This is a genomic window from Parasphingorhabdus cellanae (assembly GCF_017498565.1).
Lineage (GTDB): Bacteria > Pseudomonadota > Alphaproteobacteria > Sphingomonadales > Sphingomonadaceae > Parasphingorhabdus > Parasphingorhabdus cellanae.
In genome coordinates this window covers 3,694,981-3,711,476 of record NZ_CP071794.1, presented here as the reverse complement: position 1 = coordinate 3,711,476, position 16,496 = coordinate 3,694,981, and the positions used below count along the sequence as shown (strand labels likewise).

The 16,496-nt window shown below is 54.5% G+C and carries 16 protein-coding genes; 11 read left to right on the top strand and 5 right to left on the bottom strand.

From position 1 onward, the window contains the following. Nucleotides 1-4: 4 nt before the first annotated feature. Complete coding sequence (locus J4G78_RS17780; protein ID WP_207987821.1) at nucleotides 5-1,327, top strand: bifunctional folylpolyglutamate synthase/dihydrofolate synthase; 1,323 nt, start codon at nucleotides 5-7, stop codon at nucleotides 1,325-1,327. Here J4G78_RS17780 and J4G78_RS17775 read toward each other — a convergent pair. Beyond that, the gene (locus J4G78_RS17775) at nucleotides 1,324-2,670 is read right to left on the bottom strand and encodes an AmpG family muropeptide MFS transporter (RefSeq protein ID WP_207987820.1); all 1,347 of its coding nucleotides are present in this window, start codon (nucleotides 2,668-2,670) and stop codon (nucleotides 1,324-1,326) included. The genes J4G78_RS17780 and J4G78_RS17775 overlap by 4 nt on opposite strands. A 75-nt stretch (nucleotides 2,671-2,745) precedes the next feature. Then, nucleotides 2,746-3,558: a DUF1223 domain-containing protein gene (locus tag J4G78_RS17770; RefSeq protein WP_207987819.1), complete on the bottom strand. Its 813-nt coding sequence runs from the start codon at nucleotides 3,556-3,558 to the stop codon at nucleotides 2,746-2,748. 99 nt (nucleotides 3,559-3,657) lie between these two features. Between J4G78_RS17770 and J4G78_RS17765 the strand changes: the two genes are divergently transcribed. Continuing rightward, a complete protein-coding gene (locus J4G78_RS17765; RefSeq protein WP_243457155.1) occupies nucleotides 3,658-4,485 on the top strand; it encodes a pseudouridine synthase in 828 nt (275 codons plus the stop codon). Between the two features lie 14 nt (nucleotides 4,486-4,499). Here the strand turns inward: J4G78_RS17765 and J4G78_RS17760 are convergent, their stop codons facing one another. Next, nucleotides 4,500-4,895 (bottom strand): hypothetical protein, encoded by a 396-nt coding sequence (locus tag J4G78_RS17760; protein ID WP_207987817.1) that lies wholly within the window; start codon nucleotides 4,893-4,895, stop codon nucleotides 4,500-4,502. Nucleotides 4,896-4,981: 86 nt separating this feature from the next. Between J4G78_RS17760 and rsmD the strand changes: the two genes are divergently transcribed. Beyond that, on the top strand, nucleotides 4,982-5,518 hold the full coding sequence (gene rsmD, locus J4G78_RS17755; RefSeq protein ID WP_207987816.1) for a 16S rRNA (guanine(966)-N(2))-methyltransferase RsmD: 537 nt from the start codon (nucleotides 4,982-4,984) through the stop codon (nucleotides 5,516-5,518). An 8-nt stretch (nucleotides 5,519-5,526) separates the two neighbouring features. Here the strand turns inward: rsmD and J4G78_RS18320 are convergent, their stop codons facing one another. Further along, entirely contained in the window at nucleotides 5,527-5,652 is a 126-nt protein-coding gene (locus J4G78_RS18320; protein WP_259371344.1) for a hypothetical protein, read from the bottom strand. A gap of 159 nt (nucleotides 5,653-5,811) precedes the next feature. On the opposite strand from J4G78_RS18320, the gene J4G78_RS17750 reads away from it, so the two are divergent. From J4G78_RS17750 to J4G78_RS17740, 3 genes are all read left to right on the top strand, one after another. Beyond that, complete coding sequence (locus J4G78_RS17750) at nucleotides 5,812-8,076, top strand: ATP-dependent helicase (protein ID WP_243457154.1); 2,265 nt, start codon at nucleotides 5,812-5,814, stop codon at nucleotides 8,074-8,076. 45 nt (nucleotides 8,077-8,121) lie between these two features. Beyond that, nucleotides 8,122-8,964, top strand: a complete 843-nt coding sequence (locus J4G78_RS17745; RefSeq protein WP_207987815.1) for an FkbM family methyltransferase — start codon at nucleotides 8,122-8,124, stop codon at nucleotides 8,962-8,964. A 176-nt stretch (nucleotides 8,965-9,140) separates the two neighbouring features. Next, entirely contained in the window at nucleotides 9,141-10,697 is a 1,557-nt protein-coding gene (locus J4G78_RS17740) for an FAD-dependent oxidoreductase (protein ID WP_243457153.1), read from the top strand. Nucleotides 10,698-10,747: 50 nt separating this feature from the next. On the opposite strand, the gene J4G78_RS17735 is transcribed toward J4G78_RS17740, so the two are convergent. Beyond that, complete coding sequence (locus tag J4G78_RS17735) at nucleotides 10,748-11,431, bottom strand: L,D-transpeptidase family protein (protein WP_243457152.1); 684 nt, start codon at nucleotides 11,429-11,431, stop codon at nucleotides 10,748-10,750. Nucleotides 11,432-11,607: 176 nt separating this feature from the next. On the opposite strand from J4G78_RS17735, the gene J4G78_RS17730 reads away from it, so the two are divergent. The 5 genes from J4G78_RS17730 (at nucleotide 11,608) to J4G78_RS17710 (ending at nucleotide 16,449) form a co-directional block, all read left to right on the top strand. Continuing rightward, on the top strand, nucleotides 11,608-12,783 hold the full coding sequence (locus J4G78_RS17730) for an aspartyl/asparaginyl beta-hydroxylase domain-containing protein (protein ID WP_207987814.1): 1,176 nt from the start codon (nucleotides 11,608-11,610) through the stop codon (nucleotides 12,781-12,783). 72 nt (nucleotides 12,784-12,855) lie between these two features. Beyond that, on the top strand, nucleotides 12,856-13,275 hold the full coding sequence (locus tag J4G78_RS17725) for a hypothetical protein (protein ID WP_207987813.1): 420 nt from the start codon (nucleotides 12,856-12,858) through the stop codon (nucleotides 13,273-13,275). Between the two features lie 216 nt (nucleotides 13,276-13,491). Continuing rightward, entirely contained in the window at nucleotides 13,492-14,799 is a 1,308-nt protein-coding gene (locus J4G78_RS17720) for an MFS transporter (protein ID WP_310737263.1), read from the top strand. 19 nt (nucleotides 14,800-14,818) lie between these two features. Beyond that, the gene (cysK, locus tag J4G78_RS17715; RefSeq protein WP_207987812.1) at nucleotides 14,819-15,739 is read left to right on the top strand and encodes a cysteine synthase A; all 921 of its coding nucleotides are present in this window, start codon (nucleotides 14,819-14,821) and stop codon (nucleotides 15,737-15,739) included. Further along, a complete protein-coding gene (locus tag J4G78_RS17710; protein ID WP_207987811.1) occupies nucleotides 15,736-16,449 on the top strand; it encodes a dienelactone hydrolase family protein in 714 nt (237 codons plus the stop codon). The genes cysK and J4G78_RS17710 overlap by 4 nt, the downstream gene beginning before the upstream one ends. Nucleotides 16,450-16,496 lie beyond the last annotated feature (47 nt).

Below are 16,496 nucleotides of genomic sequence, written 5' to 3'. Positions count from 1 at the left end.
ACTCATGGCAGACGGCGCACGATCCGACCATCCGGCGGTTCAGAAACAACTCGATCGGCTTTCGCTGCTATCGCCCGGACGCGATGTTCTGGGACTGGAGCGGATCAGCGCGGTTCTGGAACGCGTGGGCAACCCGCATCTGAACCTGCCACCGGTTTTTCATGTCGCCGGAACCAATGGCAAAGGGTCCACCTGCGCCTTTTTGCGCGCGGCAGTGGAAGCCGAAGGCCTGAAAGCACATGTCTATTCCAGTCCGCATCTGGTGCGTTTCAATGAACGGATCAGGCTGGCCGGGACATTGATCGAAGACGAATATCTTGCGGCGTTGTTGGCGCGTGTCCTCGACGCCAGCGAAGATATCAATCCCAGCTTTTTCGAAGCGACCACCGCGGCGGCCATGTTAGCATTTGCCGAAACACCCGCCGATGCCTGCATATTGGAAGTCGGTCTGGGCGGCCGGTTGGACGCGACCAATATCGTGGCGGCCCCTGCGGCAACCGGCATGGCCGCGCTTGGCATCGACCATAAGGAATTTCTGCTGTCCCCCGAAAAGGGGACCCCGACTGATCCATTGGTGCGCATCGGCTGGGAAAAAGCAGGTATTGCAAAGCCCGGAGTGCCGTTGCTCACGCAAAAATATCGCAACAATGTGGCGCAGGCAATTGCGGATCACGCTGCTGCGACCGGCGCACACTATCTACCGCGCGGCGAAACTTGGGATGCCGCAATTTACGAAGACCAGCTCCACTATTGCGATGATCGGGGGAAATTGAAACTTCCCCTCCCCGCCCTGCCCGGCGTGCACCAGGCCGATAACGCCGCGCTCGCTATTGCCATGTTGCGGCATCAAGATGAGATCGCAATTTCCGAAGCCGCCTTCCGCGCCGCCATGGGATGGGCGAAATGGCCCGCACGATTGCAAAAATTATCACCTGGGCCCCTACGTGATTTACTGTCGGAAACAGCTGAATTATGGCTCGATGGCGGGCATAATGTAAACGCAGGCGAAGCGCTGGCCGCGCATTTTGATAGCTATGATGATAGCTCAATCCATCTCATAACCGGCATGCTCGCCAATAAAGATCCGGCAGCGATCATAGATCCACTACGATCCAAAATCGCCAGCGTCACTGTCGTCCCCATTGAGGGGCATGCATCCCATGCCGTGGGCGATTTCCCCGAAACCGAGGCCCCGATTTCAAGCGCAGCGAATGTCGCAAGTGCTTTGAAAGCAATCGCCGAACGAGAGCCGCAAACCGTCCTGATTGCCGGGACGCTCTATCTTGCTGGCGGAGTGTTAGAGGATAATCGGCAAGCGCCAGATTAAGGTACTTCTTTGACCTCACTATCCGTCGCATGCTCTGTACCGGCCGTGCCCAAGGATCGATCGACCAATCCAGACCGGATCATCAGCCAGAACATAATGACACCAGGAAACGCGGCTAGCGTGGTCAGCAGGTAAAAATTAACATAGCCCATGGCTTCGATCAAAGACCCTGCGGTTGTCCCGGTCAGGAAACGCCCTAAAATGCTCGCCGCTGCCGAAAGCAACGCAAATTGGGTAGCTGTGAAGCTGAGATTACAAAGCGCTGAAAGATAGGCAACAACCGCCACTCCGCCAATGCCACTGGCGAAATTCTCGAATCCGATCGCGGCCGCCATTGCCCAATTATTGTGACCGCTAGCAGCAAGACCGGCGAAAGAAAGATTGCTAACGGCCATGAGCACAAGGCTCAACATCACCGCCTTTTTCATGCCCAGGCGCGAATAGACAATGCCGCCAACGAAGATACCGATCAGGAAGGCGAAAAAGCCCAGGCTGACATCATAAAAGGCAATCTCATCATTGGTAAACCCAAGATCTTCGAACAATAACCGGAACGTCAAGTTGGCCAACGTATCACCGATTTTGTGGACCAACACAAACAGCAGAACCACCGGAGCGCCAGAGCGCTTGAAAAATTCAACAAGCGGGCTAAGATAGGCCCTTACCGCTTCAATCGGCCCCTTCAACGGTTTTGGTTCCTGCCGCCGAGCAGGCTCGCGCATGACCAATCCGACAAACACGGCAAATAACGCGAAGAGCGAGCAGACATAATAGGCAATGGACCAGTTGCTGCGCGCCGCGATCACCAGCGCGACTGCGCCTGCTGAGGCCGCGCCGATACGCCAGCCATATTGCGACATGCCTGATCCGACACCCAATTGTTCAGGTTCCAGTAGTTCGATGCGATAAGCATCAATCACAACGTCAAATGTCGCCCCTGCTATGCCCACCATGATGGCGGCAATGGCAACCGCGACAATGTCCGCTTGCGGATCCAATGATCCCAAATAAATAATCGCTGCCATGGCCAGCGCCGCGGTCAGGATCAACCAGGACAGGCGTTGCCCCATCCGGCCAATTATCGGCAGTTTGACGACATCGATAATCGGAGCCCAAAGCCATTTAAAATTGTAGGCGAGAAACGTCAGCGCAAAAGCCGTAACGGTAGATTTCTCAATCCCGGCCTGTGCCAAACGCGTTGTCAGGGTCGCCGCGATCATGGTCAGCGGCAGCGCCGACGAAATGCCCAGGAAAAAAGCCGCTAGCGGGGCGGCCTCACTGTAAGGCCGGACACCTGAGGGTAAAATTTTACGCCATCCGATGTCTGCTGTCTGTCCACTCACGCGATACTCTCCCTTGAACTGAGAGAAACACTAGCGGCAAATGCTTTGAATACCAGTCAGATTTTTCGAATGCGCTTAAATATCGAGCAGCTTGGCGCCGACAATGGTTCCGGCACCGGGACGCTGGACGATAATCGCGTATTTATCGGCGCCTGCTACGCTCAGGTCCGTGCTCGACAATTTGACGCGCATCGATGTGCCGTCCCAGCTACCCAGATTGCGCTCGCTTTTAACAACGTTGGTATAATGCAGCTTGCGGCCACCATTTTCGCCGCGACCAACCTGAACGGTTTCCGACGAGCTTAATGCCAAGAGCGAAACGCCGGCCATATAGCGGGATTTCCCCTTGATGGTGACCGTAACATCACCATTATCCGCGCGATTGGTTTCGATAACAGGACCGGTGTCGTTTTTCGCCAAGCGAACCAATGATCGAATATCGCCCTCGCGCGAACCCACGGCTCCACCACCGCCATTGACCACCATCTGCGGTGTATAAACGCCGGAACCGGCTTTGCCTTTACTGGCATAGGTGCGCTGAAGCCGCGTGTTATCTTCTCTTGCCAACGTATCCTTCCAGCCGAGCCGGTCCCAGTAGGTAACGGGCCGCGAAATCACCAGCAGGGCGCTATCTTTGGCTAGCCGGGACGCTAGCATGTCTGCAGGGGGGCAGGATGAGCATCCCTGACTGGTGAAGAGTTCGACGACGACCGGATTAGAGCCCGGATTAGGGGAAACCGTTTCGTCGCCAAAATTTTTCGCGCCATTAGACGCTGCGGGTGTAGTCACTTGTGCGGAAGCGCCGCTAGATGATTGGGCGATTTGGGCACCCATAAAGCCAGCAAATGCTGTTGCTGCAACCATTGCTGGCAATATTATATAACGCATCGTGACACCTTCCAAACAAGTAACTATCCAGCCATTCGCCTGCATCACCCAATCGGTTACAGATTGCAGCAAAGTTTTTTTTCCGCCATGCGAAATAGCATGACCGATAAAGAAACCAAGAGCGATTCTGGCAAAGTTTACAAAGCCAAGCCTACACGCGGAGCAAAGCAAGAACCTGCCAAGGCCAAACCGCCAGAAGCGCAAGTCCGCGAAGGGCAACGCATTGCCAAATTGCTGGCCCGCGCTGGCGTGGCATCACGCCGGGAAATTGAGCGGATGATTGGAGAAGAACGGATCGCTCTAAACGGGGTTACCGTCGATCATCCATCCTTACTACTCAAAAATCTCACCGGGATCACAGTCGACGGCAATCCCGTCGCGGAGCCCGCGCCTGCCAAGCTGTTTCGTTTTCACAAGCCTAATGGATATATTACCGCGGAGCGCGATGCCTCGGGCAAGAAAACCATCTATGATGTGCTGCCGGATGATCTGGAGCGGGTCATGCCGATTGGACGGCTCGATTTGAACACCGAAGGCTTGCTTTTAATGACCACCGATGGCGAGTTTAAGCGAGAGATGGAACTCCCCAAAACTGGCGTCGAGCGCACGTATCGCGCGCGAACTTTTGGCGACATCACGCAGAATCAGCTCGAAGAGCTGTACCGGGGCGTCATTGTCGAAGGCATGCACTATGGCCCGATTGAAGCCAATCTGGAGCGCCGCACCGGCCGCAATCAGTGGATTGAAATGACTTTGACCGAGGGTAAAAACCGCGAAGTCCGCCGTGTATTGGAATATCTCGGCCTAAAAGTCTCGCGCCTGATCCGCACCCGCTATGGCCCTTTTATACTTGGCAATCTCGCCAAGGGAGACATAGAAGCTGTCCGACGGCACGATCTGGTCAAATTTCGACGGACGTTGAAATAGAACAGACCGAGCGGCTAGTCGCAAATCGGGTTCTTGCCATAGAGATCGCTACGCTGCATCCGCCGGCTTAAGTCTTCCGACTTTGCTGCTTTTACGCTTTCGCATTTATCATCTGACTCCACGATATCAGACAGGTCTTCCAGCATATCTTCAACCCGTTCCAACTTTTTGACAGTGGACGCAGGCATCCCGCGCGCTTCAATTTCCGCTTCGATGATTTCCAGCAATCGCTTGGCAAAGTCGAGCTCTTCCGACACCCTTTGATCCACAGGATCATCTGATTTTTTTTGCTTCGGTTTCGAGAAACTTTCTCGAAGGGTCAACAGATCATCAATCCGCATTTTGCGTATCTCATCCTCTGTTACTGGAGTGCCGCCTGACACCGCCTTACCAAAACCAAACTGTTCCATCTTACGACCTTTGTAATTATGTTGTTACTGACTATTACGGCAAAGCGTGAAGGACTTAATAAAAAGCAGATGAAAAGAAATATTTTATGAGAATAATCGCGGGCGATTGGCGCGGCCGGAAAATTGTCGCGCCCAAGGGGGATACCACGCGTCCAACCGCCGATCGCACGCGAGAACGGTTGTTTTCCATGCTCACCAGCCGATTGGGTGATTTTGCCGATTTACAGGTCCTGGATCTGTTTTCTGGTGCTGGCGCGCTTGGTTTGGAAGCTTTATCGCGCGGCGCGGCGCATTGTACTTTTGTCGAACAAGACCGCGAAGCGCTGAAGGCTCTCGAAAAAAACATCGAAACGTTGGATGCCAAAGCAGATGTTCGTATCGGTTCAGTGCTGGCTCTTGGCCTCGCCCGCCAACCTTATGACTTAATTCTGATGGACCCGCCTTATGGAACCGGGGCCGGCGCGGTTGCGCTCGATAAGTTGAATCGCCACGGCTGGTTTTCGCCTTCCAGTTGGATTGCGATAGAAACGTCCCGCAACGAGAACATAGCTGTTAAGGGTTTTGAATTGGAAAGTGAACGGGATAGCGGCAAAGCAAGACTCCACATATTGCGCCCCGCCTGATTATTGGCCTAGCTGTTGGCGGTCTCGTAAGCCGTTGCTGTTTCGGCACTGTCATTTTGCATATGCGAATAAGCCGTGGTTGTCGCCATCATTACGGTCGCGATAATTGCACTAAACATCAAACGTTTGCTCATATTCATTTCCTGTCTTTGGCAGCATTTTAAGTATGATTTGCTTATGCTGCATCGCAACATGATCCACAACCTGCACCTTGGGTCATGTCAAAACTGATATTAGCCTTGCCGCCGCTGCGGATGTTCCCTAACTGTTCACCTGTGTCCAACGCTGTAAACATGCCCGCTGAATCGGATCCGCCTTACGTGCGTGGCCTTAACACGCCGCAGCGCGATGCGGTGCTGACCACCGAAGGGCCGGTATTGGTTCTGGCCGGTGCCGGCACTGGCAAAACCGCCGCTCTTACTCGGCGGCTGGCGCATTTGGTTTATTCCCGCAAGGCCTGGCCGTCCGAGATTTTGGCCGTAACCTTCACCAACAAGGCTGCGCGCGAGATGAAAGAGCGGATCGGCACAATTGTCGGCGATGCGGTCGAAGGCATGCCCTGGCTCGGCACATTCCATAGCATCGGGGCCAAAATGCTGCGCCGCCATGCGGAACTGGTCGGGCTGCAAAGCAACTTTACGATCCTCGACACCGATGACCAGCTGCGGCTACTGAAACAGCTCATTCAGGCCGAAGAACTGGACGAAAAGCGCTGGCCTGCGCGGTCACTCGCTAGCCTGATCGATCAATGGAAAAACCGCGGGCTAAACCCTGCGGATCTCGATGCCAATGAGAATGAACGCTACGCCAACGGCCGTGGTCAGGAATTTTATGCCGCCTATCAGGCGCGGTTAAAGGTACTCAACGCCTGCGATTTTGGCGATCTTTTGCTGCATATCCTTAATCTGCTCAAAACCGACCGAGAGATTTTGAAACTCTACCAGGAACGTTTTAAATATATCCTTGTCGACGAATATCAGGATACGAATAGCAGCCAATATCTGTGGCTGCGGCTGCTCGCGCAGGAGCGCAAGAATATCTGCTGTGTCGGCGATGATGACCAGAGCATTTATTCATGGCGCGGAGCAGAAGTCGCCAATATCCTGCGCTTCGAGAAAGATTTTCCGGATGCCAAGGTCATCAAGCTGGAGCAAAATTATCGCTCCACGCCGCACATATTGGCGGCTGCCTCTGCGCTGATCGCCAATAATAGCGGGCGCCTTGGCAAGACCCTTTGGACCGAGGAAGAAGAGGGTGACAAGGTTCAGGTCACCGGCGTCTGGGACGGTCCCGAAGAAGCCCGCCGCACCGGCGAAGAAATGGAGAGCCTTCAAAACAAGGGCGTTTCGCTCAACGACATGGCGATCCTCGTTCGCGCGCAGTTTCAGACACGCGAATTTGAGGACCGGTTTATCTCCATCGGCATGCCGTACAAGATTATCGGTGGTTTTCGTTTTTACGAGCGGGCGGAAATTCGCGACGCCCTCGCCTATCTGCGAGTCATTGCGCAACCCGCCGATGATCTGGCCTTTGAACGGATCGTCAACGTGCCCAAGCGCGGCCTTGGGGATAAAACTGTGGAAAAAGTCCACCGGCTCGCACGGGCACAGAGCATTCCGCTGGCCGCAGCGGCTTTGAGCATCTGCGATACGGATGAATTGCCGGCCCGAGCACGCAATACGCTGCAGGAGCTGATGCGCAATTTTGCCAGATGGCAGACCAATGCCGAGGAGCTACCGCATGCGGAGCTGGCACGGGTAGTGCTCGACGAATGTGGTTATACCGCCATGTTGCAGGCCGACCGTACGCCAGAAGCCGCTGGACGGCTCGAAAACCTGACCGAACTGACGCGCGCGATGGAGGAATATGAGACGCTTGGCGACTTCCTTGAACATGTGTCGCTGGTCATGGACAATGATGCAGCAAGTGACGAAGCCAAGGTCACGATCATGACCATGCATGGGGCCAAAGGTCTGGAATATGACCATGTTTTTTGCGCCGGATGGGAGGAAGGTGTCTTCCCGTCCCAGCGCAGTCTTGACGAAGGCGGCAATGCCAGTCTGGAGGAAGAACGCCGCCTCGCCTATGTTGCGATTACCCGGGCGAAGAAAAAATGCACGATCTTCCACGCAGCCAATCGGCGGATTTATGGTCAGTGGACCAGCTCTATCCCGTCCCGCTTTATCGGCGAATTGCCGCCGGAACATATCGAAGAAGAATCCAGCATGATGGGCGGCGAAAGCCTGTGGCGCGCCAATTGGTCGGAACGTGCTGATCCCTTTGCCGACGCCGCGCGTGGGACTACGCGCGGCCCAGGCTGGAAACGGGCGCGTAATACAGGCGGCTTCGACAGCACGCCCAAAAATATCAAGGAAGCACGGCGCAGTGCCGTCTCGCTGGGCAATAAAGGCCGCGATGATGTCACGGTTGGCATGCGCGTTTTCCACACGAAATTCGGCTATGGCGAAGTGATGGAGAAAGAGGGCAACAAGCTGGAAATCGAGTTTGAAAAAAGCGGCCAGAAGCGCGTACTCGATAGTTTTGTCGAAGTGGCTTGAGCGAACAGCTTGATCTTTAAGCAAAAACAAGGGAAGTAAAGCGGCATGCCTGCTCTCCATAATCGCGCCGCCCATTTCATCCTCAAGCGCCTCGGCCTGTTCAATCGCAGCTATACCGAAGAAGCTTTTGGCCGCCATTTTGTGGTGCCGATTATCAACGGCCGGAAAACCTATATTTCCGAACCGTGGATGGCAGAAATGATTGCGCGGCTATTCAAACAGAAAAAGGGCGCCTTTATCGATGTCGGCGTCAATCTCGGTCAGACTATGTTGAAAGTCGCAGCGGTAGACCCTGATCGCGGCTATGTTGGCTTTGAACCCAACCCGGCTTGCGCGGATTATGCACAAGCGCTGATCACCGCAAACCACCTGCCCTATACGGTTATACCAGCAGGGTTGAGTGTCAAAACAGATATCCTGCAGCTGCAGATTTACCGCAATGAAGACACCGACCCCTCAGCCAGCTTGGTCGAAGGCTTTCGCGACGGTGCCATTGCAACGAAATCCGTTGTCGTTGTGGGGCTTGATGATCTTCCTGACGGATTAATCCCAGACGACATAGCCATCGTCAAAATCGATGTTGAAGGCGGTGAGGCTTTCGTCATTCAAGGCATCCAGTCTTTGCTGGAGGGTCCGCGCCCTTACGTGCTGGTCGAAATACTGCCAGCTTATAACAAAGAAAACGCACCACGGCTTGCACAGCAGAAGATCATCGAAGACCATTTGGCCAAAGCAAATTATGTGATGTTCCGGATCAGGCGCAATGCAGATGAAGCCTTATCTAAGATCGAGCAGATTGATGAAATCGGCATTCACGGTGATCTCGCACTCGCTGATTATCTGATGGTGCCGGTTGAAGAAGTGGACAGTGTAAAAGCTCAATTTTGACATTTTCGGCCAAATACGGCGAACCCTTGTAATTCGCTTACCCAAAATGATATATTATAACTGGTAGGGTCGAAGCTCGTGCAAAATGCGCGAGTCTAGTTGTTTGAGGCTGGCTAGTGATTATTGACCTGAGGGAATCCGACCCTTTTACACGCTTTGAAGCGGACATATGTATAGTGGGATCAGGCGCAGCGGGCATCACGCTGGCGCGGCAACTGGCACGTTCCGGATTACAGATATTGCTGCTCGAAAGCGGCGGCATCGACTTTGAAGCTGATATTCAGGCATTGGCCGACGGCCCATCCATTGGCCATGACTATTATCCCCTGGTCGATGCGCGGCTGCGTTTCTTTGGCGGAACCACAGCGATCTGGGGCGGACGCTGTGCCGAGTTTAATCCGATTGATCTCGAACGGCGCGATTGGGTTCCACATAGCGGTTGGCCGATATCGCACGGTGACCTGTTACCCTATTATGATCATGCGCGCACGCTGCTTGGTCTGCCACCGCGACAATTGACCGCAGCGCTTTGGCCCCGACTTGGCCGTACGATGCCTGGATTTGCCAAGGACAGCCTGACTACCGATTTCTGGCAATTTACATCGCAAACTGAGCAGTTCACTCTGCGCAAATGCGGTGATCTGGTCGAAAGCGGGTCCGTTCGCATATTGCTTCATGCAACGGTTACGGCCATCAACACAGAATATGGCAACAACGCTATCGAAAGCATTACGGTCGGCGATGTAACGGGTTACAATGCCACCATCAAAGCCAAGCAATATATCCTGGCCGCCGGTGGTATCGAAAATGCGCGACTGATGCTGGCGTCCAATATTGGCAATAATCATGACCAGGTCGGCCGCTATTTTATGGAACATCCTCATGCGCGCGGTGGGCGCATGGCTGAGGGCCGGTTTTGGCAGCTGTTAAAAATGCTCCACGGCCGTATGCGCGACGACAAGGGCCATATGCACGCGCCGCTTATCCGGCCTTCCGCAGCCATGCAGAAGCGTGAGGGCATATTGAACAGCGCCTTCTCGCTAGCCGCGCGCCAGGCACCGCAGGCCAATATGGTTGCACCAGTCAAAGCCTATAATGGCCTTAAACATGCACTTGCTCCGACCAAGACCAACCGGTCCCTTTGGCTGAATGTCAAAAAAGTCATGACCCGGTTCAATGAAATGGCTGGACCGCTCCGCCCGCGGGCGCTTACCGCAATGGGTTGGGACTTGACCGCTATTATGCGCGCGGAACAGGCACCCAATCCCGATAGCCGCGTAAAACTGGCACAGCAGCGCGACGCGCTGGGCATGCCGCTGACCGAATTGGACTGGCGCTTTTCAGAACTCGACAAGCATAGCGTCAAAGTCATGATGCAGGAATTTGCTACCCAGCTGGAGCTTATGGGTATCGGCCGGTTTGATCCGGCCCCGTGGCTTGACGAAGCCGCCACACTCTGGACTACGGACCCGCTCATCTCAGCCCATGCGAAAGGTGGCTATCATCACATGGGAACGACCCGCATGTCCGGATCACCGCGAACTGGCGTGGTCGATGCGGATTGCCGGGTTCATGGCGTACACAACCTCTATATCGCTGGCAGTTCCGTTTTTGCGACCTCGGGATGGGCTAATCCCACCCTCGGTATCATGGCATTAAGCCTGCGGCTTGCCGATCATCTTACGGATAAAAACACCAAACAGACACAACAATTGTCGATGGTCAAAGCCTGACCATAACTATCGTCCAAAAACCATCGACCAAAAACCATCGTCTAACAATTTTATCCAGCAACGATCTGTTCGCCGAGATCAAGCATTTTGCCATTGGTGACGATGACGCGGTCACCAAGTCTGACTTGCTCGAACAGGCGCCGGGCAAATTCCTCCGGCACGCCGATACAGCCGCGCGTGCCATAGCCCCATTTCACTTCGGCCGCGTGTATTGCAATCCCGTCATTGGTCAGTCGCAACATATAGGGCATCGGTACATCATATATATTAGAGATATGGTCCTTGCTCTTCTGAGTAATCGGAAAAACCCCGGTGGGCGTGGGTTTCAGCGCATCGCCAAATTTGATCACCGCCGCTCCGATTTCATAGCCATCCCGAAATACCGATAGCGATTCAGCCTTCAGATCAACCGTAATGACAATCTCTCCGTCCGGCACGCCTTCATCATCCCATTTATAATAGCCATGCACAAAAGGCTCATCAATTTGCAAAATGCGCTTAACAACGAAGGGAGAATCCGAAATAACCGGTGAAACTGGTTCCGGTTCGATAGACTCCGGCACCGCGGAAATAGCCGCCGGGACCATATCCCGCTCCATCGCCGCCAATGGTTCGGCGGACACGGGTTCCGCAGCGACAGCGCGAATGAGAGCCAGCGTCATCAATCCCAAAACGGCAAAACCCGCGACTGCCAGTATCCCGCCGGTAATCCGCATCATCAGCTGTTTTGTCATATTTCGCGCCTCTTCATCTCTTAGGACTTTCTTTACCAAAATCCAGACGAGACGACGAATGGTCTATTCGACCTGTGCCGGTTGGAGACGCCCAAAACCCAAAGCTTAAAGGATGAGGTTAAGCAGCCCGGACTACCCGGCCTTGCATGCCCGGATTGTTCCGATATATCGGGCAGATGACACGCACACGATCAGAAGCAGAAACCGTTTTACAGGATGGTATAGCGGCACTGCGAGCAGGCAATGCCAAGCAAGCCCGGCCGTTGTTTGAGCAATTATCACAGCCCGGCAATGATATTGACCCACCCTGGCTGCTGCTCGCTCATGCGTGCCGGATGATGGATGACAATGCAGCCGAGGAACAAGCGTTGCAGGCGTTACTGGCAACCGACAAGCGACATTTGGCCGCGTTGCTATTGATGGCGGAGTTAAAGGCGCGCCAGGATGATGATCGCGCCGCAAGTGCTTTCTATAAGGCTGCGCTCAACATGGTCGGTGTCGGTGCGCGAGTCAGCGACGACCTGCGTCCCAAGCTGAAAGAAGCGGAAGAATTTCTGGCCGGCGCGCATGGCCGCTTTGAAAATTATCTGCTGCGCCAATTGCGTGAAACTGGCCTGCAGGGAAACGACACACCCATCCCGATCCGCAATGCTCTTGACCTTTTGATGGGCCGCAAGGAGATTTTCTACCAGAAACCATCGATGTTTTACTATCCCGGCATGCCGCAACGGGAATTCTACGAGCGCGAAGAATTTCCATGGGTGGAGCAGATGGAAGCGGCCATTCCGGACATGCAGGACGAGCTGGCACAGGTGCTGAGTCAAACCACGCAATTTGATCCCTATGTCAAATCCCATCCCGATCGCCCTCGTCCGAATAATCCTCTATTGGACGATTCAAATTGGGGCGCGCATTATTTCTGGAAAAATGGCGAGGCGATCACTGATAATATCGCCCAATGCCCAAAAACAATCGCTGCGCTGGAAACCGCGCCTATCCCGGTCATTCAGGACCGCTCTCCCATGGCGCTCTATTCGGTGCTGGAACCGGACACGCATATTGCGCCGCATTTCGGTCTGCTCAATACGCGCCTGATTTGCCATATACCGTTAATCATTCCGTCCGATTGCGCCCTGCGCGTGGGCAGCGAGACACGGCCTTGGAAAGAGGGCGAAGCGCTGATTTTCGACGATAGTTTTGAGCATGAGGCCTGGAACCGCAGTCAGGAACGGCGCGTCATCCTGCTCTTTGAAGTGTGGCGGCCAGAAATATCGGAAACAGAACGCGCAGCACTGACGACCATATTTGAAGCGATTAACGAATATCAAAAGCCGGTAGATATCGGGATATAATCTCCTCGCACAAAGAACAAAGTTCCTATTTTGTTCTTTCCTACAAAGCCGCCGCTGTGCAACGCTGTGGCCATGACTGATATATCCCCCGCGCCCGATGCGCCCATCGCCGATGAGGACGATCCGCTCGCCTTCATCCCTGTTCCTTTTGCTGTGAAACATTATCGCGGCTGGACGCCCGATCGCCAGCGTCAATTTATTCATCAGCTATCGCGCATCGGTGTCGTTTCTGCGGCGGCCAAAGCAGTCGGCATGACTCGCGACTCCGCCTATAAATTGCGGAAGCGCAAAGGCGCAGAGAGTTTCGCTGCCGCTTGGGATATGGCGTTGGAAATGGGTTGTGACAATGGCCACGACCACGCCATCACAAGGGCGATCGAGGGTTATACTGTGCCCTATTTCTATGGCGGCCTGATGCGGGGGGAGGTTCGGCGCTATGACAATCGGCTGTTATTTGCCCTCATGGCATCGCATAGCAAACGAAACGACTGATCGATGATAGAGAACGGTTCAACAGAATTTCACCCCCGTTTTGCGTATTATTTGTATAATTTCTTACGGTGCGCAAAGACGCTTTACCATCCTGTTTGGTGACCGTTTACAGAGCAAGTCATCATCACAATATCCTTCGGCGGACAAAGAAATTTTTGCTGTTCTGCAAAGGGAGACTTGCCTAGAACCGATTGTAATTACTGATCATCATAGAAAATACAAATCATCGAACAGCGCGCGCCTCATCCTTTTACGATAGCCAATTACCGCTACCTGTGGTTCTCGCGACTATCATCAATGTTCGCGCTCTATGCGATGATGCTGATCCTCGGCTGGCAGGCTTATAACCTTGCCCGCGAGGATATGGGTGTCGGTGCATCGGCTGGCATACTGGGATTGCTTGGGCTTTTGCAGTTCGTGCCGCTGTTCATCCTGACGCCGGTCGTCGGATGGGTGGCAGATCATCTGGATCGCCGCTGGATCGCGCGGATTGTCCTTGGCGCACAGGCCGTCATCGCTCTGGTGTTGGGATTGTTGACGGTCAGCGGTGAGATTTCCTTGTGGGCCATCTATATTATCTCGGTTCTGCTTGGCATCTGCCGTGCGTTTCTGGGACCGGCGGTCACTTCGCTGGCCCCCAATCTGGTGCCGAAAGAGTCGCTGCCCCGCGCCATCGCATTGTCTACCATCGCCTGGCAGGTTGGCGTTATTGCCGGACCTGGCATGGCCGGGCCGCTTTACAAGATCGCGCCCGCCCTGCCCTATTTCGTTTGCACAGCACTCTACACGCTGGCGATGCTAGCGATCTTCATGATCGGACCGGTCACGCGCAGCGCGATTGATCGGACCAAAGGCCCCTTGCGCCAAGTCATGGATGGGATGTCCTATGTCTGGACCAATAAACTGGTGCTCGGGGCAATAACGCTTGATCTGCTGGTGATGTTCCTCGCCGGTGCCACCGCGATGATCCCGGTCTTTGCGAAAGACATATTGGGCGCAGGAGAAATCGGCCTGTCGCTGCTTGCCGCGTCCCCGGCAGTAGGCGCGGTTATTGTCGCCGGTATATTTTCCTTTGCGCCGCTGTCGCGCAACGTTGGCAACATGATGCTGATCGCGATGGCTGTTTTCGGCGTCGGCACTATCGGTTTTGGCCTCAGCACATCGCTGCCCCTCTCCATGGCCTGTCTCGCGCTTTGCGGCGCGGCAGATATGTTCGGTGTCTATGTGCGCAGCTCGCTGATTCAGCTGCATACACCCGATGACCGGCGCGGCCGCGTGAATGCGGTTAGCCAGATGACGATCAGCGCCTCCAACGAGCTGGGCGACGCGCTTTCGGGCGGACTGGCCGTCCTCTTTGGCCCGATCGCAGCCATTGTCGCAGGCGGTGCTGGTGCTATAGTGGTAACCGGAATTTGGTCGCGCCTGTTCCCCCAACTCGGTGCTGCCAAGACTTTTGATCCGCCGCCGGATTTGGAAGCGGATGGAAAAATAGAAGACAAATCAAACACTAGTGCTAAAGATTGAAATCTAGGAGAACAGAGAAATGATCGCCGATACTATTCTCGATACGATTGGGAACACGCCCCATATCAAAATGCAGCGCCTCTTTGGTGATGCCAATGTCTGGATCAAGTCCGAGCGGTCTAACCCCGGCGGTTCGATCAAGGACCGGATCGCCATGGCGATGATAGAAGATGCCGAAAAATCCGGTGCGCTGAAGCCCGGCGGCACGATCATTGAACCGACATCAGGTAATACCGGTGTCGGCCTTGCGATGGTGGCGGCCGTCAAAGGCTATAAGCTGATCTTGGTCATGCCTGAATCCATGTCTTTGGAACGCCGCCGGTTAATGCTGGCTTATGGTGCGAGCTTTGATCTCAGTCCCAAAGAAAAAGGCATGAAGGGTGCCATTGAGCGCGCACAGGAATTGATCGATTCCACGCCCGGCGCATGGATGCCGCAACAGTTTGAAAATCCGGCCAATTTTGAAGTGCATAAACAAACCACAGCGCAGGAAATATTGGCCGATTTTAAGGATAACCCGCTCGATGCGATTATCACTGGCGTCGGCACAGGCGGCCATATCACCGGTGTCGCCGAAGTTCTAAAACAGGAATGGAGCGGCCTGAAAGTCTATGCTGTCGAGCCTGCCGGATCACCCGTGATCAGCGGCGGACAACCCGGACCACATCCGATTCAGGGCATTGGCGCTGGTTTCATTCCCGGCAACCTGCACACCCAAAGCATTGATGGCGCGATTCAGGTCGAACCGGCAGATGCAAAAGCGATGGCGCTTCGCGCAGCGAAAGAAGAAGGCATGCTGGTCGGCATCAGTTCTGGTGCCACGATGGCAGCGATTGCGCAGAAGCTGCCCGAACTGGATGACGGTGCCAATATTCTCGGCTTTAATTATGATACCGGTGAGCGTTATCTCTCGGTGCCGGAGTTTCTACCCGAAGAATGAGCTCCATCGAAGTCAATACCTTCACCTATCATCACGGTGATCTAGAACTCGCGGGCTATATGGCCCAGCCGAGCCGCTATCCGCGCGCCGGTATATTGATCGTTCCGACCATTGCTGGTCCGAACAAGATTATGTTTGATCGCGCACGGTGGTTGGCGTCCATTGGCTATTCGGCAATGGTTTGCGATCTGTATGGTCAGGGGGAAATCACTGATCATCGGACTGCTTCCACAATGGCTAACGCTTTGAGGGCAGATCCGGAAAATTACCGGGAACGGTTTCGCTGTGCGCTGGATGAACTGCGCCAACGGTCCGGACTCGCTAACCATCGGATTGCAGCCATTGGCTACTGTATGGGCGGTGAGATTGTGTTGGAAATGGCGCGCGGTGGTGAAGATATCGCATTGGTGGTCAGCTTTCACGGCCTGTTGGCGACCCCGCTGCCGGCCAAACGCGGCGCAATCAAAGCGCGGCTACTTGTCTGTCACGGGCGCGCCGATCCGCTTGTCCCGCCGAAACAGGTGCGGGCGTTTCTGGAGGAAATGGATTTTGCGGGAGCGGATTGTCACATGCACATGTATACCGGCGTGGTGCACGGTTTTACAGACCCTGCCAGCGACGGGAAGCCACTGGACGCGGTGGCCTATAACAAGTCCGCTGATGTGCAGAGCAAAGCCGCCATGCTGAGTATGTTTGAAGAGCTTTTTTAAAATAAAAGCGCCGGGCGGAATATATCCAGCCCGGCGCTTTTGCGACC

Coding starts and splice junctions, on each gene's coding strand:
- J4G78_RS17780 (WP_207987821.1), top strand. CDS start 5: ATGGCAGACGGCGCACGATCCGACCATCCGGCGGTTCAGAAACAACTC.
- J4G78_RS17770 (WP_207987819.1), bottom strand. CDS start 3,558: ATGCGTTATATAATATTGCCAGCAATGGTTGCAGCAACAGCATTTGCT.
- J4G78_RS17765 (WP_243457155.1), top strand. CDS start 3,658: ATGACCGATAAAGAAACCAAGAGCGATTCTGGCAAAGTTTACAAAGCC.
- J4G78_RS17760 (WP_207987817.1), bottom strand. CDS start 4,895: ATGGAACAGTTTGGTTTTGGTAAGGCGGTGTCAGGCGGCACTCCAGTA.
- rsmD (WP_207987816.1), top strand. CDS start 4,982: ATGAGAATAATCGCGGGCGATTGGCGCGGCCGGAAAATTGTCGCGCCC.
- J4G78_RS18320 (WP_259371344.1), bottom strand. CDS start 5,652: ATGAGCAAACGTTTGATGTTTAGTGCAATTATCGCGACCGTAATGATG.
- J4G78_RS17750 (WP_243457154.1), top strand. CDS start 5,812: ATGCCCGCTGAATCGGATCCGCCTTACGTGCGTGGCCTTAACACGCCG.
- J4G78_RS17745 (WP_207987815.1), top strand. CDS start 8,122: ATGCCTGCTCTCCATAATCGCGCCGCCCATTTCATCCTCAAGCGCCTC.
- J4G78_RS17735 (WP_243457152.1), bottom strand. CDS start 11,431: ATGACAAAACAGCTGATGATGCGGATTACCGGCGGGATACTGGCAGTC.
- J4G78_RS17730 (WP_207987814.1), top strand. CDS start 11,608: ATGACACGCACACGATCAGAAGCAGAAACCGTTTTACAGGATGGTATA.
- J4G78_RS17725 (WP_207987813.1), top strand. CDS start 12,856: ATGACTGATATATCCCCCGCGCCCGATGCGCCCATCGCCGATGAGGAC.
- cysK (WP_207987812.1), top strand. CDS start 14,819: ATGATCGCCGATACTATTCTCGATACGATTGGGAACACGCCCCATATC.
- J4G78_RS17710 (WP_207987811.1), top strand. CDS start 15,736: ATGAGCTCCATCGAAGTCAATACCTTCACCTATCATCACGGTGATCTA.